The organism is Novosphingobium sp. P6W, assembly GCF_000876675.2.
Lineage (GTDB): Bacteria > Pseudomonadota > Alphaproteobacteria > Sphingomonadales > Sphingomonadaceae > Novosphingobium.
The window spans coordinates 3,082,073-3,103,924 of record NZ_CP030352.1 but is presented as its reverse complement, the minus strand read 5'-3'; the positions used below and the strand labels follow the sequence as shown (position 1 = coordinate 3,103,924).

The 21,852-nt window shown below is 66.3% G+C and carries 18 protein-coding genes and 1 tRNA gene; 10 read left to right on the top strand and 9 right to left on the bottom strand.

Translation table 11 applies throughout. From position 1 onward, the window contains the following. Positions 1 to 34: 34 nt before the first annotated feature. Positions 35 to 1,468, bottom strand: a complete 1,434-nt coding sequence (mgtE, locus tag TQ38_RS14875; RefSeq protein WP_043971567.1) for a magnesium transporter — start codon at positions 1,466 to 1,468, stop codon at positions 35 to 37. A gap of 246 nt (positions 1,469 to 1,714) precedes the next feature. On the opposite strand from mgtE, the gene TQ38_RS14870 reads away from it, so the two are divergent. The 3 genes from TQ38_RS14870 (at position 1,715) to TQ38_RS14860 (ending at position 4,038) form a co-directional block, all read left to right on the top strand. Beyond that, positions 1,715 to 2,185, top strand: a complete 471-nt coding sequence (locus TQ38_RS14870; RefSeq protein WP_043971565.1) for a peptidylprolyl isomerase — start codon at positions 1,715 to 1,717, stop codon at positions 2,183 to 2,185. A gap of 213 nt (positions 2,186 to 2,398) precedes the next feature. Further along, a complete protein-coding gene (locus TQ38_RS14865) occupies positions 2,399 to 3,424 on the top strand; it encodes a L,D-transpeptidase family protein (RefSeq protein WP_082057541.1) in 1,026 nt (341 codons plus the stop codon). 122 nt (positions 3,425 to 3,546) lie between these two features. Then, a complete protein-coding gene (locus TQ38_RS14860; RefSeq protein ID WP_043971561.1) occupies positions 3,547 to 4,038 on the top strand; it encodes a hypothetical protein in 492 nt (163 codons plus the stop codon). Between the two features lie 121 nt (positions 4,039 to 4,159). Here the strand turns inward: TQ38_RS14860 and TQ38_RS14855 are convergent, their stop codons facing one another. The 4 genes from TQ38_RS14855 to TQ38_RS14840 form a co-directional block, all read right to left on the bottom strand. Beyond that, positions 4,160 to 4,363 carry a hypothetical protein gene (locus TQ38_RS14855; RefSeq protein ID WP_043971559.1) on the bottom strand — a complete coding sequence of 68 codons (204 nt, stop codon included), beginning with the start codon at positions 4,361 to 4,363 and terminating at the stop codon, positions 4,160 to 4,162. Further along, positions 4,363 to 4,563: a DUF4169 family protein gene (locus tag TQ38_RS14850; protein WP_043971557.1), complete on the bottom strand. Its 201-nt coding sequence runs from the start codon at positions 4,561 to 4,563 to the stop codon at positions 4,363 to 4,365. Before TQ38_RS14850 ends, TQ38_RS14855 begins: the two co-directional genes overlap by 1 nt. Before the next feature lie 79 nt (positions 4,564 to 4,642). Continuing rightward, complete coding sequence (locus tag TQ38_RS14845) at positions 4,643 to 5,746, bottom strand: acyltransferase family protein (RefSeq protein WP_043971555.1); 1,104 nt, start codon at positions 5,744 to 5,746, stop codon at positions 4,643 to 4,645. A gap of 130 nt (positions 5,747 to 5,876) precedes the next feature. Then, positions 5,877 to 7,364 carry an ATP-binding protein gene (locus TQ38_RS14840; RefSeq protein WP_043971553.1) on the bottom strand — a complete coding sequence of 496 codons (1,488 nt, stop codon included), beginning with the start codon at positions 7,362 to 7,364 and terminating at the stop codon, positions 5,877 to 5,879. Positions 7,365 to 7,576: 212 nt separating this feature from the next. Between TQ38_RS14840 and adh the strand changes: the two genes are divergently transcribed. Then, a complete protein-coding gene (adh, locus tag TQ38_RS14835; protein WP_043971551.1) occupies positions 7,577 to 9,097 on the top strand; it encodes an aldehyde dehydrogenase in 1,521 nt (506 codons plus the stop codon). Positions 9,098 to 9,140: 43 nt separating this feature from the next. After that, positions 9,141 to 9,596 carry a DUF779 domain-containing protein gene (locus TQ38_RS14830; RefSeq protein ID WP_043971829.1) on the top strand — a complete coding sequence of 152 codons (456 nt, stop codon included), beginning with the start codon at positions 9,141 to 9,143 and terminating at the stop codon, positions 9,594 to 9,596. Positions 9,597 to 9,644: 48 nt separating this feature from the next. Here the strand turns inward: TQ38_RS14830 and TQ38_RS14825 are convergent, their stop codons facing one another. Then, complete coding sequence (locus TQ38_RS14825) at positions 9,645 to 10,076, bottom strand: thioesterase family protein (protein WP_043971549.1); 432 nt, start codon at positions 10,074 to 10,076, stop codon at positions 9,645 to 9,647. A 214-nt stretch (positions 10,077 to 10,290) separates the two neighbouring features. Here TQ38_RS14825 and TQ38_RS14820 point away from each other — a divergent pair. After that, positions 10,291 to 10,377, top strand: a tRNA-Leu gene (locus tag TQ38_RS14820). Between the two features lie 250 nt (positions 10,378 to 10,627). On the opposite strand, the gene TQ38_RS14815 is transcribed toward TQ38_RS14820, so the two are convergent. The 3 genes from TQ38_RS14815 to TQ38_RS14805 form a co-directional block, all read right to left on the bottom strand. Next, on the bottom strand, positions 10,628 to 12,769 hold the full coding sequence (locus TQ38_RS14815; protein ID WP_043971826.1) for a TonB-dependent siderophore receptor: 2,142 nt from the start codon (positions 12,767 to 12,769) through the stop codon (positions 10,628 to 10,630). Between the two features lie 178 nt (positions 12,770 to 12,947). After that, positions 12,948 to 14,306, bottom strand: coding sequence for a cell wall metabolism sensor histidine kinase WalK (locus TQ38_RS14810; RefSeq protein ID WP_052505574.1), 1,359 nt, complete (start codon positions 14,304 to 14,306; stop codon positions 12,948 to 12,950). Beyond that, positions 14,303 to 14,980, bottom strand: coding sequence for a response regulator transcription factor (locus tag TQ38_RS14805; RefSeq protein ID WP_043971547.1), 678 nt, complete (start codon positions 14,978 to 14,980; stop codon positions 14,303 to 14,305). Before TQ38_RS14805 ends, TQ38_RS14810 begins: the two co-directional genes overlap by 4 nt. Before the next feature lie 123 nt (positions 14,981 to 15,103). Between TQ38_RS14805 and TQ38_RS14800 the strand changes: the two genes are divergently transcribed. The 4 genes from TQ38_RS14800 (at position 15,104) to TQ38_RS14790 (ending at position 21,830) form a co-directional block, all read left to right on the top strand. Then, complete coding sequence (locus TQ38_RS14800; RefSeq protein WP_043971543.1) at positions 15,104 to 16,312, top strand: hypothetical protein; 1,209 nt, start codon at positions 15,104 to 15,106, stop codon at positions 16,310 to 16,312. Positions 16,313 to 16,433: 121 nt separating this feature from the next. Continuing rightward, complete coding sequence (locus TQ38_RS30600; RefSeq protein WP_043971540.1) at positions 16,434 to 17,189, top strand: ImuA family protein; 756 nt, start codon at positions 16,434 to 16,436, stop codon at positions 17,187 to 17,189. Then, positions 17,104 to 18,618 (top strand): DNA polymerase Y family protein, encoded by a 1,515-nt coding sequence (locus TQ38_RS14795; protein ID WP_043971536.1) that lies wholly within the window; start codon positions 17,104 to 17,106, stop codon positions 18,616 to 18,618. The genes TQ38_RS30600 and TQ38_RS14795 overlap by 86 nt, the downstream gene beginning before the upstream one ends. Beyond that, a complete protein-coding gene (locus TQ38_RS14790) occupies positions 18,615 to 21,830 on the top strand; it encodes an error-prone DNA polymerase (RefSeq protein ID WP_043971533.1) in 3,216 nt (1,071 codons plus the stop codon). Before TQ38_RS14795 ends, TQ38_RS14790 begins: the two co-directional genes overlap by 4 nt. Positions 21,831 to 21,852 lie beyond the last annotated feature (22 nt).

Sequence of the window (21,852 nt, the reverse complement as noted above, 5' to 3'; positions counted from 1 at the left end):
ACATCGCATCCCCAACCGGAGCTTACGGCGCGGCCTATGCCAGCCCGGTCAGCACCGCGAGGCCCAGGAAGGTGAAGAAGCCCATCGTATCGGTCGCGGTGGTCACGAAGACCGCTGAGGAGACCGCCGGGTCGACGTTGAAGCGGTCCAGCGTTACCGGGACGAGGATACCCGCAAGGCCCGCGACGAGGTTGTTTATCAGCATGGCCGAGGCGATCACCGCGCCCAGCAGCGGGTTGCCGAAGACCAGTGCGGTGCCGGTGCCGATCAAGACGCCCAGCGCCAGCCCGTTAGTCAGGGCGATGCGGAATTCGCGCCAGATCATGCGCGCGGTGTTCGAATCGGTCAGCTGGTTGGTGGCGATGGCGCGCACCACCACGGCCAGGGTCTGGGTGCCGGCATTGCCGCCCATGCCCGAGACAATCGGCATCAGCACCGCCAGCAGCGCGAAGCGGGTGATCGCGCCCTGGAACAGGCCGACCACCGAAGATGCCAGCATCGCCGTGGCCAGGTTCACCACCAGCCAGGTCAGGCGGGCGCGCACGGTCAGCAGGATCGGCTCGTTGATGTCGCCGTCGCCCGCACCCGAGAGGAGCAGGGCGTCCTCGCCCGCTTCCTCGGAGATGATGTGGACGATGTCATCGACGGTGATCTGGCCGATCAGCCGCCCCGAAGTGTCCACCACCGCCGCGGAAATCAGCGCGTACTTCTGGAAGCGCAGCGCGACTTCTTCCTGGTCCATGTCGGCCGGGATCAGCGTCTGGTCGCGCGCCATCACGTCGTAAAGCGGGATATTGCGCGGGCAGCGCAGGATCCAGGACAGCGAGCAGGTCCCCACCGGGCGGTGCATCGGATCGACGCAGAACACTTCCCAGAACTCGGTCGGCAGTTCGCGGTGTTCGCGCAGGTAATCGATGAGATCGCCCACGGTCATCGTCTCGGGCACCGCGACATGGTCGCGGCTCATCATGCGGCCGGCGGATTCTTCGGGGTAGGACAGCGCCGATTCGATGGCGGCGCGGTCTTCCGGCTCCATCTCGGCGAGGACGGCCTGCTGGTCCGCCTCGTCGAGATCTTCCAGCATCGCGACGGCGTCGTCGGTGTCCAGCCCGCCGGCGATCTCGGCGACGACATCGGCCGGAAGCGCTTCCATCAGCGCTTCGCGGACCCAGTCGTTCATCTCGGCGATGACTTCCACGCCCATGAGGTCGCGGATCGAGCGGGCGAGGGTCAGGCGTTCGCGTTCGTCGACCAGCTCGAACAAGTCGGCGATGTCGGCGGGGTGGAGTGGTTCGACAAGGTCGTAGACGCGGTCGGAGTCCTCGTCGTCGAGGGCCTCTTTGACGTTGCGGACGAATTCGGGTTTGAGGCGGTTGTCTTCGTCGAGGGTTTCGGATTCGGGCATGCCTTCAGGCGCGGTATCATCCGCTGCGCCGGGCATTTCGTCCTTGAGTTCCGCTTCGCTCATAGGGGCCGGTCTACGCAGCTATTTCGCAATTGCAACAGCCGGAACAAGCCTCGCCGGAGGTTTCCCTCAGGGCCTGCTTCGAAAGTCCTGTTCCATCCCGTGCCCCCACCCGGGCGGCGGAGCGGGCCCGGGGCCGCGCGGCCAAAACTCAGGGGAGGGTGACATTGGCGCGGCGCGCCTTATATCGGGCGCCAAGCCGACCGGCGCGCGCCAGATACCTCGCGCGCTGACAAAAGGAGACATGCGATGGCTGACGAATTTCTGACCCTCACGCTCGACACCGGCAATGGCGAAGGCGGCGACGTCAAGATCAAGCTGCGTTCGGACCTGGCCCCCGGCCACGTCGACCGCATCAAGGAACTGACGGGCGAGGGTTTCTACGACGGCGTGAAGTTCCACCGCGTCATCCCCGGCTTCATGGCGCAGGGCGGCTGCCCCAACGGCACCGGCATGGGCGGTTCGGACAAGCCTGACCTCCAGGCTGAATTCAACGCCGAAAAGCACGTGCGCGGCGTGTGCTCGATGGCACGCACCAGCTACCCGCACTCGGCCAACAGCCAGTTCTTCATCTGCTTCGACGATGCCAGCTTCCTCGACAAGCAGTACACCGTCTGGGGCCAGGTGGTCGAAGGCATGGAACTGGTCGACGCGCTGCCCAAGGGCGAGCCCCCGCGCGAGCCGGGCAAGATCGTCAAGGCGACCATCAGCGAAGGCTGATCGGCCCTGCCGACATTCGAGAAGGGCGGCCTGAAAGGGCCGCCCTTTTTCGTGGGCGGCGTACTTTCGAACTGCTGCCGCCGCCGAGGCAAATCGCGATCTTCGTCGATGGTCGGAGCTAAAATCGCGGCCGGGCGTTGATACGGGCACCAGAACAAGAAAAGTGGGTGCCGTTTGAAACGCTTCCTTCCCCTGTGCCTCCCCGCCCTCGTCATGATCACCGCCTGCGGTTCGCGCACCGAGCCGGCCACCGCGCCGTCAAAGGCGGCGGCAAGCGGCTCGCTGGCCTTCGCCAATGCGCCCGGCGGAGGGGAGACCGAGGCGGCCGACAGCCTGATCATGCGCGCGCAAGTGGCGCTCGACCGGCTGGCCTTCTCGCCCGCAGTGATCGACGGCAGGCAGGGGCAGTCCTACAAGCTGGCGCTGGCGGCTTTCCAGGAAGCGCGCGGGTTGCCGTCCACCGGGCAGCTCGATCCGGCGACGCAGACGGCGCTGTTCCAGGGGCAGGGCACGGCGGCGACGCTGCTGGTGGTGATCCCGCAGGCTTTCGCGCGCGGGCCGTTCGTGCGGGACCTGCCTCACAAGACGGCCGAACTGGCCCGTTTCGACCACCTTGGCTATCGTTCGATGACAGAGGCGCTGGCTGAACGTTTCCACACCACGCCGGACACGCTCTTTGCGCTCAACGGCCCGAATACCGCGCTGGCCGCAGGGCGCACGATTCGCGTGCCGGCGATCGCCAACGTAGCGCCCGCAAAGATCGAGGGAGACGAACGCGGCTGGGCCGATACCCTGCAACGCCTGGGCGTGGCGGGCGATCAGCCCGACGCCGAGCGTATCGTCGTCGACAAGTCTCAAGGCACGCTGCGCGTTTACGACAAGGCGGAGAAATTGATCGCCCAGTTCCCGGTGACCACAGGCAGCGATCACGATCCGCTGCCGATCGGCACCTGGAAGATCAAGGGCACGTCGCGCAATCCCGATTACCAGTACGACCCGGACCTGTTCTGGGACGCGAGCAAGAACGACAAGGCCAGTCGCCTTGCCCCCGGGCCCAATGGTCCGGTCGGCGTGGTGTGGATCGACTTGTCGAAGGACCATTACGGCATTCACGGCACTCCCGAGCCGCAGACGATCGGCCGCAGCGAAAGCCACGGCTGCGTGCGCCTGACCAACTGGGACGCTGCCCGCCTTGCGCAGATGGTCCACACCGGGACAGACGTGGTTTTCCAGCCCTGATCTCGCTGAAAAGGGATGGGCCGAGTCCTTGCCGCGATGGACGGAAAGCCCGCTCCTTGCCCGCTTTCCCTGCCGGACCTAGCCCGGGCCAACCATCCGGTTTCAAGGAGCGCAGGACCATCATGAAATTCCGTATCGCCGCCCCGCTGGGCCTGTGCGCCGGCCTGTGCGCGCTTGCCGCCGCATCGCCCGCCGCTGCGAAAGTCACCGCCGAGGCCAACGTGGCACGCTCGGAAGGATCATGGGGCGGCGAACTTGCGGTGGGCGTGCCGGTGATCGAGGACGGCGGCTTCGCCATAACCCCGGCCGTTGGCGCGTTCTTCCACAAGCGCGATCACGACGGCTTCTACAAGGACGATTCGCAGTGCTTCCGCAGCAGCAATGACGATCAGGTGTCGGACGGCAAGTGCGACAATTCCGGCACCAAGATCTTCGGCAAGGTGGAAGCGACCTATCGCCTGCCGATGTCCTTTTCGGTGGGCGTGGGGGCGCGCTTTATCGGCAATGACCTGCGCGCCTATGGCACGGTGGCCATGCCGATCCTGCCGATGGTCGACCTCAAGGGCAACATCGGCGACCACTATCTGGCCGCAGGCGTCCAGGCGCGGTTCTAAAGCGTTCGGCGGTGCCGGGGCGGGGTGCCCCGCCTCGGCACCGCAGGAAATATCCGGGCCCCAGGTCCGTCCCGGTTCCGCTCAGGCTGAGTTTGTCGAAGCCTTTCAGCCCAGCCTCCGTCTATTGTTCGATAAGATCCACGTAAGCGACCACGTCGTTGTCGGTGGCGATGAACAGGCCGTCCTGCACGTCCTCGCTCTGCTGTGCGGCGATCGTCATGGCTTCGGACAAGGGGCCGTAGAACAGGGTGTTGGCCGCACCGCCCTCTGCCCCGCCGTCCAGATGGTAGAGGCGCACGGTGGCTGATTCGTAAGTGCTGCGCATCAGTTTTCGTCCTGCTTGTCCCGGATGCCTTCGATCCGCGCGCCGTCCACGATCCGGTCAATCCGGGCGATTTCGGCCTTGGCGACTATCCGCTCACCCTTGGTCTGGCCATGCTTTGCACGGTTGGCCTGGGCCTGCGCCTTGTCTTCGGCCCGGTCGCGCGCCTTGCGGGCCATCCGAAGATTGATGATCTCTGCCATGTCCGGCGCTTTACCGCGAGACGTGCCGAGGGGAAAGATGTTCCTCCTTACGCCCGAAACGGAAAGGCCGCGCCCGCCGTCAGGCGAAGGAGGGCTTGGCCTGTCTGGTTCGCGGCAGCTTGCCGTTGAAGAGCAGCCGGAGCAGCGGCACCATGGATATGATCTGATGCGTTGCCAGCGAACCTGCCGTTGCCAGCATCACGGTGCCGATAAAAAGCAGGTAGTGATCGTGAAGGATCGTCGACAGCACCTGAAACGCGGCGGCGACATAGAAGATATGGACCAGATATATCGTATAGGCTGCCCGCGATAAATACGCGGTGTTCTTCGATATTCGGGTGATCGACCGGGCATGGATGAAGATGGCGAGCGAAAAGAACGTCCCGATCACCGAATATAGAAAGTAAGTGGCGATCTTCGTTACTGCGTTCGGAATGCCGGTGATCTGCCGCACCGTGTAGGTCTCCGGATCGTAGAGCATCAGGTAAAGCGCCATGGCGACGGCGGCGACGGCAAAAAGCGGAGCGGCACGGACCCGGTCCAGCAGGTCGGCTTTGTAAAGGACGTGGCCGACGGCATAGAACACGATCATCACGCAGGCCCGCGAAAGCAGATAGAGGCTTTCGTAGTTCCCTTCCTTCATCCCGACCGCTGGAAAAGCGGCGTAGATGTACTGGTTCAGCAGCATCCCCGCGAACACGGCGGCCACCATGCCGGCGATGACGGATGCGAGCGGCAGCCTGCGTAGTTCCCGCGCCGCCTGCGAAAGGAGTTTGCCGGCGGCAGTGCATTTGCCGGCGACCGTCAGCAGGCTGAACGACATCAGCACGATGAGGAACCACAAGTGATCGATGTTGAACGGGGTGGCGAAAAAATCCCCCTTTCTGATCAGGTCGGTGAACCGCTGGAAAGTGAGCCAGACGACGAAAAACGGGATCAGCAACTGCGCGGTTCTGGAGCGTAGCCAATCCATCGGCTGCTTCTTGCTGATCGAGGCGGCGGCAAGATAGCCGGCGATCAGGAAGAAGGCCTGCATCCGGGTTGCGCGCGACAGCGACTGGATCACTCCGAATATCCAGGGATCGTCGGGCATGGCGCGAATTCGGCCGGCGGTATGCAGCAGCACACCGTAAAGCAGCAGTATGGCCCGCCAGAAGTCGAGGCCGACAAGTCTGTTTTGCACGTTGCCCCCTAATGCGTCGCTGTCGGCACGGTAGCAGCGGCAGCGGCAGCGGGGTGGCCTTAATGATCCGAAATGCACGTTTCTGTGCAGTTGCAGCGCAGATTATGCGCTTGCAGCAAGAGGCCGCCTGTCAGGCTTCGACGGGCGCAGTCGTTACGCCAAGGTCCGGCAGGCCGACCGAGCGCTTGCCCGAAAAATCGGTGCGGACCACGATCAGGCCGTCCTTTTCCAGGTAGTCCAGCAGGCGCTGCACCCGGCGCGGGCTGCTGGTGCCGTAGATGCGGGCCAGGTCCATGTCGTCGGGGCAGGGCTTGCCGTCGATCGCGGCGCGGGCGATTACATAGAACGTGGCCAGCGCATCGTCGGGGACATGCTTCGACAGGTTGATGAGGTCCATCCAGCGCTCGTCGTCGGGATCGTCGATCCCGGCCAGCGCGGCGGCGAAGCCCCGGCGGAACATCGTCGCGTCGAGGCCGCGCACCGAAATGCCCTTCATCCGGCAGCGGATGGTGAAATCCTGGAACAGCGTGGTCGACGACTGGAAGGTGCAATCGTCCTCCTGCGCCATCGCGTTCATGATCTCGACCATTGCGGCGCGGCTTTCCTCCGCATCGGGTTCGGGGCGCTGGCGTTCGCGCTCGCTCTCGCGGGACTGCGAACTGGTCGGTTCGAGCAGGTCGGATTCGGCGATTCGCCGGGCCAGCGTCTCGGCGTCCTCCGTCTTCGGGGCGGCGCGGTGGAACTCCGGGCGGTCCGGCTCGACGTGGAGGTTCTCGTGGAGCAGCTCGCGCAGTTCCTCGGTCGAGGCGGTGGGCAGCGGGGCGAGGCCCGGCGTCACCGACTTCTGGCCAGTGCGCACGGTGCCCACGTTCACCGAGACGGGACGGCGGGCGATGGCGGGGCCAAGGCCCAGGAACTGGCCGCGCGCAAGGTCGCGGATGGCTTCGGCCTGGCGCCGCTCCATGCCGAGCAGGTCGGCGGCGCGGATCATGTCGATGTCGAGGAAAGTGCGGCCCATCAGGAAGTTGCTGGCCTCGGCCGCGACGTTCTTGGCCAGTTTGGCAAGGCGCTGGGTGGCGATCACGCCGGCAAGGCCGCGCTTGCGCCCGCGGCACATCAGGTTGGTCATCGCCGCAAGGCTGACGCGGCGGGCTTCTTCGGTCACTTCACCGGCGGCGGCGGGCGCGAACATCTGCGCCTCGTCGACCACCACCAGCGCGGGATACCACTGTTCGCGCGGGGCATCGAACAAGGCGTTCAGAAACTGCGCGGCGCACTTCATCTGCTGGTCGATTTCCAGCTCGTCCAGCGCCAGCACGACGGAGGCGCGGTGCTGGCGGATGCGCGCGCCAAGGCGGGCGATCTCGGCCTCGCCATAAGCGGAGCCGTCGATCACGACATGGCCGAATTCCTCGGCGAGGCTGACGAAGTCGCCCTCGGGGTCGATCACCACCTGCTGGACGATGGTGGCGCTTTCTTCCAGGATCCGGCGCAGCAGATGCGACTTTCCGGACCCGGAATTGCCCTGCACCAGCAGGCGGGTCGCCAGAAGTTCCTTGATGTCGATCTCGATCGGCTGGCCTTGCGGCGTCTGGCCGATCACGATGTTCGCGCTCACGGGCCGCTCCTGCCAAACTGTGCAGGGCGGACGCAAGGTGCGTAGGCCGCTTTATCCAGAGGTTGCACCGTGCCTGCGCGGCGGGCCCGCCCAAGCCCCCCAAGCCAGCGGTCGCAATCCCGGCACATTTCGGCTCCATCGTCCCGAGGTGCAATTGGCTCTCCTGCGTTGCGGGCGCACATTGCCCGCAAACAAAATCGGGAGTTACCGGGATGCTGGAACAGGCCATGGGCAAATTCGCGGGCGATTCGCTCATCCGCGAGAAGTTCGACAACTTCATCGGCGGCAAATGGGTGGCTCCGGTCAAGGGGCGGTATTTCGACAATATCTCGCCCGTCACGGGGCAGGTGGTTTGCCAGGTGGCGCGCGGCACGGCCGAGGATATCGAGCTGGCGCTGGACGCCGCGCACGCCGCCAAGGACGCCTGGGGCAAGGCATCGCCCACCGAGCGGGCGAACACGCTGCTAAGGGTCGCCGACCGGATGGAAGCCAACCTCGACAAGCTGGCGCTGGTGGAGACGATCGACAACGGCAAGCCGATCCGCGAGACGACCGCCGCCGACGTGCCGCTGGCGATCGACCACTTCCGTTACTTCGCATCCTGCCTGCGCGCGCAGGAAGGCTCCATCGCCGAGATCGACCACGACACCGTGGCCTATCATTTCCATGAGCCGCTGGGCGTGGTCGGCCAGATCATTCCGTGGAACTTCCCGATCCTGATGGCGGCGTGGAAGCTGGCCCCGGCGCTGGCCGCGGGCAACTGCGTGGTGCTCAAGCCTGCCGAGCAGACGCCGATGTCGATCCTGGTGCTGGCCGCACTGGTGGCGGATATCCTGCCGCCGGGCGTGCTCAACATCGTCAACGGGTTCGGCATCGAGGCCGGCAAGCCGCTGGCGGCCAACAAGCGGATCGCCAAGATCGCCTTCACCGGCGAGACCACGACCGGCCGCCTCATCATGCAGTATGCGTCCGAAAACCTGATCCCCTGCACGCTGGAACTGGGCGGCAAGAGCCCGAACATCTTCTTCGCCGACGTTATGGATGCCGACGACGATTACCTCGACAAGGCGCTGGAAGGCTTCACCATGTTCGCGCTCAACCAGGGCGAGGTCTGCACGTGCCCGAGCCGCGCGCTGGTGCACGAATCGATCTACGACGCCTTCATGGAAAAGGCGATCGCGCGGGTGAAGGCGATCAGGATGGGCAGCCCGCTGGATGCCTCGACGATGATCGGCGCGCAGGCTTCCAACGACCAGCTGGAGAAGATCCTCAGCTACATCCAGATCGGCCGGGACGAAGGCGCCAGGGTTCTTACCGGCGGCGAGCGCGTGGCCCATGACGGCGAACTGGCGCAGGGCTATTACGTCGAGCCCACCGTGCTGGAAGGCCACAACAAGATGCGCGTCTTCCAGGAGGAGATCTTCGGCCCGGTGCTGGCGGTGACGAAGTTCTCGACCGACGAGGAGGCCCTCGCGATCGCCAACGACACACTTTACGGCCTTGGCGCGGGGGTCTGGACCCGCGACGGAACCCGCGCCTATCGCATCGGCCGGGGTATCCAGGCCGGACGCGTGTGGACCAACTGCTACCACGCCTACCCTGCCCACGCGGCGTTCGGCGGCTACAAGCAGTCCGGCATCGGGCGCGAAAACCACAAGATGATGCTGGACCACTACCAGCAGACCAAGAATCTGCTGGTCAGCTACAGCCCGAAAGCGCTTGGTTTCTTCTGATGCTGTCAGGGCCATCAAGGTCGCCGTCCCGCCTTTGCGCGTCATGAGCGCCGCGGCCACCGCGCTTCCGCCCCGCATCCTGGCCTCCCCGGCGGCGGCGGAGTGGATCGAGCGCCTGCGCGCAGTCCACGGCGACCTTATGTTCCACCAGTCGGGCGGATGCTGCGACGGGTCGGCGCCGATGTGCTTCGTGGCGGGGGAGTTTCGCGTCGGCGGGCAGGACGTGCTGCTGGGCAAGGTGACCGGCGATACCCCGGTATGGATCGGGGCGGCGCAGTTCGAATACTGGCGCCACACCCAGGTCACCATCGACGTGGTGCCGGGGCGCGGTTCGGGCATGAGCCTGGAGGCGCCCGAAGGCGTGCGCTTCATCGTGCGCTCGCGCATCTTCACTGACGCGGAGAACGCGGCGCTCGAGGCTGCGGGCGAACCGCCAAGAGGCGACAGCCCCGATGCGTTTGGCCGAAATGCGCTGGGCGAGGGGGCGGGCGCGGCCTAGACTACCTGCCGCGCAGGACTGGCCACCGCGCCGGGGCAGGGCGCCGCCTCAAACCAGCTGCGAAAGAAGCTCGCGCCAGTTTTCGGGCAATGGCACGGGCCTGCGGCTTTCGCGCCCGACGTAGACGTGGGTGAAGTGTCCTTCGGCGGCAGGCTGGTCTTCACCCTCGACGAAGAGGCCGAGGTGGTAAGTCACGCTGCTGGAGCCGAGCCGGGCCACGGTGAGGCCCACTTCCAGGTTCTGCGGGAAATTCACCGATGCGGCGTAGCGGCACCCGGTTTCCACCACAACGCCGATCGGATCGCCGTTCTCGATGTCGAGCAGGCCGGCCTCGATCAACCAGGCGTTCACCGCCGTATCGAAGAAGGCGTAATAGACCACGTTGTTGACGTGGCCGTAGACGTCGTTGTCGTGCCAGCGGGTGGGGGTGGATACGAAGGCGCGGTAGGCGCCGCGCGGGCGTAGCGGTTCTCGGCTCATGGCTGATCGCCCTACATGCGGCCGCTGCAAAAAGCACGTGTCAGTCGCGAAGGCGGACGGTGCGCCAATACGGGGTAATCGGCTGGCCGAGGGGCGCATCGGGGAAAATCGCAGGAAACGAAAATAATCTTCGCTGGCCGCTTGCCAGCCGGGAAGGCCCTTGCTAATGGCGCGCTCCTGCCAGGGGCGGATGTTTATCCAGCCCCGAAAAAATGCGGTCGTGGCGGAATTGGTAGACGCGCAACGTTGAGGTCGTTGTGGGCGAAAGCCCGTGGAAGTTCGAGTCTTCTCGACCGCACCAGCAGAATTTGAAACAGCATTGATTTTCGCCTTCGGGCACCCCGTCTTGCTGGCGGGTTTTTTGCGTTTCGGGCTGCCGCCCCTTGTTCATGGATGATCGCCGACCTTGCGCCGGAACGCCGGCGGCGAACCTGTGCTTCGCGGCGCTGATCGCGGGCGGGTGCGCGGCGGGGTCAGTGCGCTAGGCAATGCGGCGCCGTGCGGGAAAATCGCACGGCGCCGCATGGCATTTTACGAAGGTGTGGCCGCGATCAGAAGCGGTAGTTGGCGCTGACCGTGAAGTTGCGCGGCAGGCCATAACGGTACTGGCTGTAGAAGCCGATCTGGCTGAAGTACTTCTTGTCGAGCAGGTTCTCGACGTTGCCCTGGATTTGCAGGGCATCCGACACGTTGTAGCGCGCCATCAGGCTGACCAGCGTGTAGCCGTCCTGCTGGAAGCGGAAGGGTGCGGCGGTTACAGGGTTGACGCCATCGGTATAGGCCTTGCTGCGGTAATTCACGCCGCCGCCCACGGTCAGGTCGCCCAGCGTGTAAGTGGTGAACAGCTTGAGCAGCTTGCGCGGCTGGTCGCGGTTCACGTCCACCTTGAACTGGCTGTAGCCGAAGTTGACGTTCCAGCCTTCCAGCGGCTCGCCGGTGATCTCGACCTCGAAGCCTTTGCTGACGTCGCCGCTGGACGCGATGTAGGTCTGGACCGGCGGCTGGCCGGGGCCGGGCGAGATCGGTGCGCCGTTGAGCACGCCGATATTGTCCTGCTCGATGCGGAACAGCGAAAGCGAGGTCTGCAGCGCCGCGTCGAAGAACGAGCTTTTCAGGCCGACTTCATACGCCTTGCCGTCCAGCGGATCGAGCTGCCGGAAGTCGGCGCCCAGCAGGTTCTGCGGCTGGAAAATCTTGGTGTAGCTGGCGTAGAGGCGGTGGTTGGGCGTCACATCGTAGAGCGCGCCGACGTAGGGGATGAAGACATTGTCGTCCCCGTAATTGCTGTCCACGCCGTAAGCGAAGCCGCGCTGCTGCCAGCTGGCGAGACGACCGCCGCCGATCACCTTGAGCTGGTCGGTCAGGTTGGCGCGCACGACGCCGTAATAACCGGTCTGGGTGATCTTCTCCTGCGAGGCGCGGAACGGCACGGTCGAGAAACCCGGGAAGGGGTAGGAATCTTCGGTCCAGTTGTTGAAGTCGCCTGCTGGCGGGAACGAAAAGGCATTGGTCGGGTCGAGCAGGTTGAGCGCAGCGAACGTGTCGGCATGGCGGTTGATGATGCTGCGCAGTGCGCCGACGACGACTTCGTGGTCGCGGCCGAACAGGGAAACCTTGCCCTTGATCTGGGCGTCGTAGCTGTTCTGGATGCTTTCGCCGTCAGCTGAATAGGGGTTGCTGGCAAGGCCCAGCCCGGTGGTCTTGTCGACCAGGCCGTAGAGGTACAGGATATTGGTGTTCTGCGTGTTGCGCAGGCGGTTATAGTTGGCCTGTGCGCTCCAGCCGCTGCCAAAGTCGTGGCGCAGCGAGACGAAAAGGTTCTGGTTGCTGGTGTCCCAGTGCGTCCACTTGGCGCCGGTCGACTTCGAACGCTTCCACGATGCAAAGGTGCCGTCGCTGTAGAACGAGGGGAGCGCGCCCCATGCGGCGCCGTCCGGGCGGCCCTGCTGGTGGCTGAAGCCGACGCGCAGCAGCGTATCGTCAGTGATGTCGGCGTCGATCGTGCCGTAAAGGACCAGCTTCTTGTTGTGGTAGCCGTCGATCTGGCTGCCGCCTTCCTCATAGCGGCCCACCGCGCGGAAGCGCAGGCGGCCATCGGAAGTCACCTGGCCGCCAAGGTCGCCCGAAACGCGCCAGGTGTCCCAGCTGCCGTAGCTGCCATTGATATAGCCGCCCAGTTCGGTCTTGTCGGCGTGCTTGCGCACCAGGTTGACCGAGGCGGACGGATCGCCCGCGCCGCTGAGCAGGCCGGTGGCGCCGCGCACGATCTCGACGCGCTCGTACAGCGATACGTCGGCAAGGGTCTCGCCCGAATCACCGCCGAGCGCCCAGGCGGTCGGTACGCCGTCGAGCTGGGTGTTGGTGATCTGGAAACCGCGTGCGTAGAACGAGTTGCGCACATCGTCCGTCTCGTTGATCGCCACGCCGACGGCGTTCTGGATAACGTCCTTCACGCTGATCAGGTTCTGGTCGAGGATACGCTGCGCGGTGACGATGCTGACGGACTGCGGCGTTTCCTGAACGGACAGGCCGAGACCGGTGGCGGTATCGATCTTGTCTTGCAGCGTGTACTTGCCGGTGACGATGATATCGTCTTCGTTGCCTGCGCTGGCGTCATCGGCGACCTGCGCGGCGGCGGGCATGGCATAAACGGCGAATGCGCCGCCGAGCATGAGCAAGATCCTGGACTTCATATAGGTGCCCCCTGGCAGTGGTCGCGGCATCGCGGTCACAGTTCCGGCGGCGCCGTCCTTTTTTCCGTCGATGTCGAATTGAAGGGGCTGCTAATAGCAATGCGGGTCATTCGCAATAGCAATCTGGGATATGGGTATTTTTGGATCGGGGGTTACCCGAGGGCAACAGATGCCGCCGTTACGGGAATACCAGCGAGACGCGCAGGCCCGGCTCCGATGCCGCGAATTCCAGCGCCGCGCCGTGGGCATGGGCGATGGCGGCGACCATGCTGAGGCCCAGGCCGTCGCCGGGAAGGCAGGCCGAGGAGCGCCCGCGATAGAACTGCTGCGTCACCCGCTCGCCATCGCCTGGATCGAGGCCGGGGCCGTCGTCCTGCACGCTCAGGTGCAGGCCTTCCCGCGTCCTTGCGGCGGCCAGCTCGATCCTGCGGCCCTTGCCGGCCCCATGTTTCAGGGCATTGTCGAGCAGGTTGGACAATGCCTGGAATACAAGGTCGAGGTCGAGATCGGCGACGAGGGGACGGCGCGCGGACACCACCAGCTCCATGCCCAGCCGCTCGGCCTCGGGTTGGTAGAATTCGACGATGTCCTCAAGCAGCTGGATCACGTCGGTGCGTTGCAGTTCAAGAGGATGGCGCCCGTTTTCCAGCCGGGAAATGCGCATCAGGGCGGAAAGGATCTGCTGGAGCCGGTTGGCTTCGACGATCGCGGCGCCTGCGGCGATGCGCATCGCGGGATCGTCTCCGGCGATCTGTTCCAGCGTCTCCAGCCGGCCGATCAGCCGGGCGAGGGGGGTGCGCAGTTCATGCGCGGCATTGTCGGACACGCTCTGCACCGCGCTGAACAGGCTCTGGATGCGCGAGAGCATGAGGTTGAGCGTCTGGCCCAGCCGATCGAAATCGTCGTTGGTGCCGCGGACCTGGACGCGGCCTGCAAGGTCGCCGTCCATCACCTGCCGCGCCGCCAGGGTGACCGCCTCGATGCGCCGCCCGATCGCCAGGCTCATCAGCCAGCCGCCGCACAGGCCCAGCATCACGGTGACGCCGAAGATCCAGATCGCGGCGGTGCGCAGTGTCTCGGCGTCGTCGGTGATGTCCTCGACGTCGCGCCCGATCATCAGGCGCGCGCCGCCCGGCAGCAGATGGTCGCTGACAAGGGCGTTATGGTCGATTTCCGTCCCGTCCACGAAAGTGTCGGCTTCGATGATGGTAAGCTGGCCCAGCGGCTTTGCCGGCCAGCTCGGCAGGTTTGCGCTAACGACATGCCCGTCCGGTCTCAGCAGCGCATGGAAGGCCTTGCGGGAACCCGCATGCGAGGCCCTCCGGTCCAGCGCGATCCGCGTCGCTTCCATGCCGCGAGCCAGGTAGGCGGCGCGGAACTGGTGGTATTCGTCGTCCACCAACTGGCGTGCGCGGTCCATCGGCAGGGTTACGCGCAGCCAGTATCCCGCACTTATCAGCAGCGCTACCGAGAGGCAGAACAGCCCCGCATAAGTCAGCGTCAGCCGGAACGAGAAGCTGCGCAGCAGCCGCGTCATTGTTCGCGCATCATGTAGCCGACGCCGCGCACGGTGTGGATCAGGTTCGTCTCGTGCTCCGCCGCGATCTTGTGTCTCAGCTTGGAGATGTGCTGGTCGATGATGTTGGTCTGCGGGTCGAAATTGTAGTCCCACACGTTTTCCAGCAGCATCGTGCGGGTCACCACGCGCCCGGCATTGCGCGCAAGGTAGGCGACGATGCGCAGCTCGCGCAGGGTAAGGGCAATGCGCCGCCCGGCCCGCGTGACGGTGTGCGAGGCAAGGTCGATCTCCAGATCGGCGATCCGCAGCAGGCTGGCGTTTTCCGCCACCGGCGCATTGCGCCGCGCCAGGCTTTCCAGGCGGGCGAGCAGTTCCGACATCGCGAAAGGCTTGGCCATGTAGTCGTCCCCGCCGGCGCGCAGGCCCTTCACCCGCTCGTCCACATCGCCCAGGGCGCTGAGGATCAGCACCGGGGTCGCATCGTCGGTGGCGCGCAGGGCCGCCAGCAGCTTGAGGCCGTCCAGCGTGGGCAGCATCCGGTCGAGCACGATCGCATCGTAAGTCTCGCAGGTCGCCCGGACCAGCGCATCGCGCCCGTCGCAGCAGTGCTCCACGACGTGCCCGGCCTCGCGCACGCCGGCCATGATGTGCGCCGCCAGGGCGGCATCGTCTTCTACAAGGAGGATCTGCATGGGGTCTCGAGCATTATTCCCGCACGGGCTCCGCGTCGATGGCGCAGTACCGGCGCCATGAACATGGGCAAATTTACATGAAGGCTCCATCGGCTCCCCATCTCGATCAGGCAAGAGTGGTTCATGCCCGCATTGCTCCCTTCAGGTCGCCCCGACGCGTTGCTGCGGCGGATACATGTCCTGGCCATCGGCGGCGCGCACCAGTTTGCGCATATCCTGCCGGTGGCCAGTGAACTGGAACGTCGCCAGCCCGGCTCGGTGACTTTCTTCGTCTGCAGCGAGGAGGAAGCGGCCATCGCGCAGGACCAGGTCCGCGACCTTGGCGGGCCATGCCCTGCCGTGGAGGTCATGCGGCTGCCCGGCATCGCGGTCCTGCTGCCGCGCCAGTTGCACAAGGCGGCGCGCCTGATCGTCTGGGCGGGGCGCCTGTGCGATGCCGCCGCTATCCTCTGCGCCGAACGCACTTCCACGATGCTGGGCCGGCTGCGGGGCGATTGCCCGCCGATCCTGCACATTCCCCACGGCGCGGGCGACCGCGCTGTCGGTTTCGAGAAGCGCTTCACGCTGTTCGACCATGTGATGGTGGCCGGTCGCAAGGACCGCGACCGCCTGCTGGCGAGCGGCTTCGTCGAGCCGGAAGCCTGCACGGTGACCGGACCGATCAAACTTGCCACGATCCTGTCCTCCCCCCGCCCGCGTCCGCCCCTGTTCGACAACCCGCGGCCGACGATCTTCTACAATCCGCACTTCTCGAAAAAGCATTCGTCGATAGCGGTTTTCGGCCGAAAGCTGATCGAGGCGGTCGTGCAGGACGGGCGCTACAATCTGGTGGTCGCGCCGCATGTCCGGCTTGCCCGGCGCTGGTCCGCGCGTGAGCGGCGCGAGTGGGAAGCCCTGGCGGTTCCCGGGCGGGTCGTGGTCGACCTCGGCTCGGCGCGCTGCAACAACATGAGCTATACTCTGGGGGCGGATCTCTACGTCGGCGATGTGAGCAGCCAGGTCTACGAGTTCCTTGCTCATCCGCGTCCCTGCCTTTTCGTCGATGCCCGCGGCACCGACTGGCAGGAGAGCGAGGACTACGCGATGTGGCACTTCGGCGAAGTGATCGCGCCCGATGCCGATCCGGTTGCGGCGCTGGACCGCGCCTTTGCCAATCACGGCGCCTACCTCGCCTGGCAGCGCGAGCGCATGGCCTATACCATCGACGGCATATCCTGGGCGCCCGATGGAACCCCCACTTTCAAGGGCCGCAACGCGGTGTGCGAGGCCGCCGATCAGGTCGAACGCTATGCCGGGCTGGCCGTTTCGGACGGGTGGGCCTCAGCCGCCTGACGGGGAGGAGAACGCTCCCCTTCGACTGGCCGCGCGGGATAAGTCTGCGCAAACCGGTGGACTCACACCCCAATTTAGGAACATAATAGGAACATATCTCCGATTCGAAGCATGGTCCCCAATGTTCCAGACCCACGCGCCGTCCCGCGCTGATCCCCCGCCTGAAACGCCGGCCCGGCCTCTCTGGCTGGCGAAGGCGCAGTTGCATGAAGTCCATGCCGCCGCCGGCGACTGGGCCTCGGCCATGGCCTTTTGCCTCGCCGCGATCGAGGCCGATGCCCGGCGGCCGATCCTGCTGCTGCGGGTGCGCAAGGACCGCCGCGCCCAGATGCGCATGGACCCTTGCGGCGAAGGCTGGTCGCCGCTGGGGCTGGACCCGGCGCGGCTGCTGATCGTCGATGCGCGCGACGATGCCGGGCTGCTGCGGGCCGGGCTGGACGCTGCGCGCCAGTCCGGGCCGGCGGCGGTGATCCTGGAAACCTGGGGGAACTTGCGCGAATATGACCTTGTCGCCAGCCGCCGCCTGATCCTTGCCGCCGAACAGTCGCGCATCCCGGTTGTGATGCTGCGCGGCGATACCCCGCCGCGTGCCAGCGCCGCGCATACCCGGTGGATGGTCTCCAGCGCCCCTTCCACTCCGCTTGAGACGCGGGCGCCGGGGCCTCCCGCTCTCCTCGTCGAACTCCAGCGCCGACGCGGCGGACCGGCGGGACTGCACTGGCGGCTGGAATGGAATGAAGACAATGCCTGTTTCCGCGAAGAACCTATCGTCCCAGCCCGCGCCGAGCCCGGTGCGGACGAAGCCGCGCCGCTATCTGGCGCTGTGGTTTCCCTGGCTGCCGTGCGAGCGGGCGAGCCGCTGCGGCGTACTGCCTGAAGCGGCGGCGGCCAGCGCGCTGGTGGCGCGTGACGGGCAGGCGCTGCGCCTGGCGGCAGTCGGCGTTGCCGCGCACCGCCAGGGTTTGAGCGCGGGCATGACGCTGGCCGATGCGCGCGCACGCTGCCCCGATCTGGCGACGGCGCCGCACGATCCCGTGGCCGACAGCCGCGAGCTTGACCGGCTAGCCGGCGCGATGATCGCCTTTACCCCGCTCGTCGCGCTCGATCCCTCCGACGGACTGGTGCTTGACGTGACCGGCTGCGCGCACCTGCTGGGCGGCGAGGATGAACTTATCGCCGGCGTGCTGGCGGCAGCGGGGTATACCGTCCACCACGCGCTTGCCGCCCATGCCGCTGCCGCGCGGGCGCTTGCCCGGCACGGCAGCGGCCATGATGTACGCGCCCTGCCGGTTGCCGCGCTGGAACTGGACGAGCGGGCGCTTTCCGGCCTGCGCCGAGCCGGGCTCAAGACCCTGGGCGATCTTGCGGCGCGGCCCATGGCAGGACTTGCGGCGCGCTTCGGGGAAGACGCGGTGATGCGTCTGCGCGCGATTCTGGGCGAGGCGGGCAGCCCGATCACCCCGCTCCGCCTTGTCGAGCCGATCCGGCTGGAAACCCGCTTTCCCGAACCGCTCGCCCGCACCGACGATGCGCTCGACGTGATCGAGGACCTGCTGACCCGTGCATCCCGGATCATGGAGGAGCGCCAGCTTGGCGGGCGGCGCTTTCGCGTGGTGCTCCACCGCAGCGACAACGTCCGCCCGCGTCTCGTCGTGGAAACCGGCCAGCCGGTGCGAAACCCCGCCGCCGTCATGCGTCTCTTGCGCGAACGGATCGACACGCTATCCGACCCGCTCGACCCCGGTTACGGCTTCGATGCGATCACCCTGGCAGTGCTGGGCGCCGAGCATTTGCCCTCGCGCCAGATCGGGCTCGAAAGCGGCAAGGAAGACGCCGAAGACAGCATCGCCGCGCTGGTCGATACGCTAGGCGTGCGGCTGGGGGAGGAGCGGGTGAGCCGCCTGGTCCCCTGCGACCGGCACTTGCCCGAAAAGGCGCAGGGCCTCGTCCCCGCCACGCAGGCGCGCCCCGGCCCCTGGCCGGAAGGAGGTGCCACTCCCCCCCGGCCGCTGCTGCTGCTCGACCCACCCCAGCCGGTGGACGTGATCGCGGGCGTTCCCGACAGTCCGCCGCAGCGTTTTCGCTGGCAGGGCCGCCTCCACGATGTCCGGCTGGCCGAAGGGCCTGAGCGGATCGGCGCGGAATGGTGGCGAAAGCGCGGCGGCCACATCCCCGGCAATGCCGGCGATACGCGTGACTATTACCGCATCGAGGACGGCGAGGGCCGCCGCTACTGGATCTTCCGCAGCGGTCTGTTCGGCGAAACGCCCGGCCCGCGCTGGTATCTGCACGGCCTGTTCCCATGAGCGTGCCCGCCTTTGCCGAACTGGTCGCGGCCACCAACTTCAGTTTCCTGCGCGGCGCCTCGCCAGGCGCGCAGATAGTCGCGCGGGCGCAGATGCTGGGCATGAACGGCATCGGCATCGCCGATCGCAACACCGTGGCCGGCGTGGTGCGCGCGCTTGCCGGGTGGCGGGATATCGGCGGCAAGGCCAGCGGCGTGAAGCTGATCGTCGGCGCCCGGCTGGTCTTCGCGGACGGCACCCCCGACGTGGTGGCTTACCCGATGACCCGGCACGGCTGGGGGCGGCTCACACGCCTGCTCACCCTGGGCAACCGCCGTGCCCGCAAGGGCGAATGCGAACTTCATCTGCCCGATCTTCTGGACCACGCGCAGGACATGGCGCTCATCGCCATGGACGGCGATGCGGCCCTGCTCGAAACCCTGCGCGCGGCAACCCCCCGCCTGTGGCTGGCCGCCACCATGCCGCGCGCCGGGCAGGACGCGCGCACTCTGGCGCGGCGCATGGCGCTGGGCGAACGCACCGGCGTGCCCCTGATCGCCACCAACGACACGCTCTATGCCGAGCCCGACGACCGGCCCATGCAGGACGTGCTCACCTGCATCCGTGAAGGGCTGACGGTGCAGACCGCCGGCCGCAGCCTCGCCGCCAATGCCGAGCGTCACCTCAAGACCCCGGCGGAAATGGCCCGCCTGTTCCACGCCTGCCCGCAGGCTCTGGCAGCCACGCAGGACCTGCTGGCGTGCATCGAATTTGCCCTGACCGACCTCCGCTACGAATATCCCCACGAACCCGTACCCGAAGGCTGGCAGCCGCAGGACTGGCTGGAAAACCTCGTCCTGCAAGGCGCTTACGAACGGTTTCCGGACGGTCTGGACCCGGAATACCACAAGGTGCTGGCCGAAGAATTCGACCTGATCCGCCAGAAGAACTACGCCTGCTACTTCCTCACCGTGCACGACATCGTGCGCCATGCCCGCAGCCTCGAACCGCCGATCCTGTGCCAGGGACGCGGCAGTGCGGCCAATTCGCTGGTCTGCTATTTCCTCGGCGTCACCCCGATCGACCCGGTGAAGCAGAAGCTGCTGTTCTCGCGCTTCCTCTCCCCCGAGCGCCACGAACCGCCCGATATCGACGTCGATTTCGAACATCAGCGGCGCGAGGAGGTGATGCAGTACGTCTTCAAGCGCTACGGCCGCGAGCGTGCGGGCATCGCCGCCACCGTCATCCGCTACCGCCAGCGCAGCGCGATCCGCGAAGTGGGCAAGGCGCTGGGGTTGAGCGAGGACGTGACCGCGCGCTTGTCCGGCACCGTCTGGGGCAGCTGGGGCGGCGACGAACTGCCCGAGGAGCGCCTCACCGAAGCCGGCTTCGACCCCGCGAACCCGCAGGTGGCGCGCCTGCGCGACATGGTGGAGCAGTTGCTCGAATACCCGCGCCACCTTTCGCAGCACGTCGGCGGCTTTGTGCTCAGCGAAACCCGGCTCGACGAACTGGTGCCGATCCACAACGCGGCAATGCCCGACCGTACCTTCATCGAATGGGACAAGGACGATCTGGAGGCGCTGGGGCTGATGAAAGTCGACGTGCTGGCGCTCGGCATGTTGACCGCGATCCGCAAGAGCTTCGACCTGCTGCGCGATCATCATCTGCAAGACCTGGTGCTGGCCACCGTTCCGGTTGAGGACGAGGCCACCTACGACATGCTGTGCAAGGGTGACAGCATCGGCACGTTTCAGGTCGAAAGCCGCGCCCAGATCGCGATGCTGCCGCGCATGAAACCGCGCGAACTCTACGATCTCGTCATTCAGGTTGCCATCGTGCGGCCCGGCCCGATCCAGGGCGGCATGGTCCACCCCTACCTGCGCCGCCGGTGCGGCGAGGAGGAGGCCGTATTTCCCGGCCCGCCGGGGCAACTCGTCGATGTTCTGGGCAAGACGATGGGGGTGCCGCTGTTTCAGGAGCAGGCGATGAAGCTGGCGATCGTCGCTGCCGGCTTCACTCCTGCCGAGGCCGACGGCCTGCGCCGCGCCATGGCGACGTTCAAAAGCCGGGGCAACGTGGGGGATCACCAGCACCGGCTGATCGAGGGCATGGTGACGCGCGGCTATCCCCGCGAATTCGCCGAGCGCTGCTTCGAACAGATCAAGGGCTTCGGCGAATACGGCTTTCCCGAAAGCCATGCGCAGGCCTTCGGATGGCTGGCCTATGTTTCGTCCTGGCTGAAGTGCCATTACCCGGCGGTCTTCACCTGCGCGCTGCTCAACAGCCAGCCCATGGGCTTCTACGCTCCCGCACAGTTGGTAGGCGACGCGCGCGAGCACGGGGTCGAAGTGCGCCCGATCGACGTCAACGCCAGCGTCTGGGATAATACCCTCGAAAGCGAACGCGTACTGCGCCTCGGCCTGCGCCAGATCGGCGGCTTCAAGAAGGAATGGGCGAAAGGGCTGGAGGCCGCCCGCCAGGTCAGCCCCATCACCGGCCTCGAAGACGCCGCCCGCCGCGCGGAACTGCCATCGCGTGCATTGCATCTGCTGGCCGATGCCGATGCGCTGGGTTCGCTGGGCCAGAACCGCCGCTCGGCGGGGTGGGAAGCGCGGCGCGTGCCTCCGGCGCAGCTCCCGCTTTTTGCTGCACTGGACGCCCCCGAACTGGCGAAGGAGGCGGACGCCGCACTGCCGGCCATGGCGCCTGCCGAGGAAGTCGTGGCCGATTATCAGACCCAGCGATTGTCGTTGAAGGGCCACCCGATGCAATTCCTGCGCCCCCATTTCGAAAGGCAGGGCGCCCGGACCTGCATCGCCGTCGACGCTGCTCGCGACGGCGCGAAAGTGCGCGTGGCCGGCGTCGTTCTCGTCCGCCAGCGGCCGGGCAAGGGCAATGCGATCTTCATCACGATCGAGGACGAGACCGGCGTGGTCAACGGACTGCTCTGGGCGCGCGATTTCGAAAAGCAGCGCCGCGCGGTGATGGCGGCCCGCCTCATGGTGCTTGAAGGGACGGTCCAGCGCAGCAAGGAGGACGTGGTCCACCTCATCGTAGACCAGGTCACCGATGCCAGCGCGGCGCTGTCGGCCCTGTCGTCGCCGGAACTGAAGCCCGAGCCGCTGCGTGCAGATGCGGTGCGCAAGCCGGAATACGATCGCACCCGCCCCACTTCACGCGGTCATCCGCGCAATGTGCGCATCCTGCCCCGGTCGCGGGATTTTCATTGAAAAGGGGGGAGGGGGCAGGCTT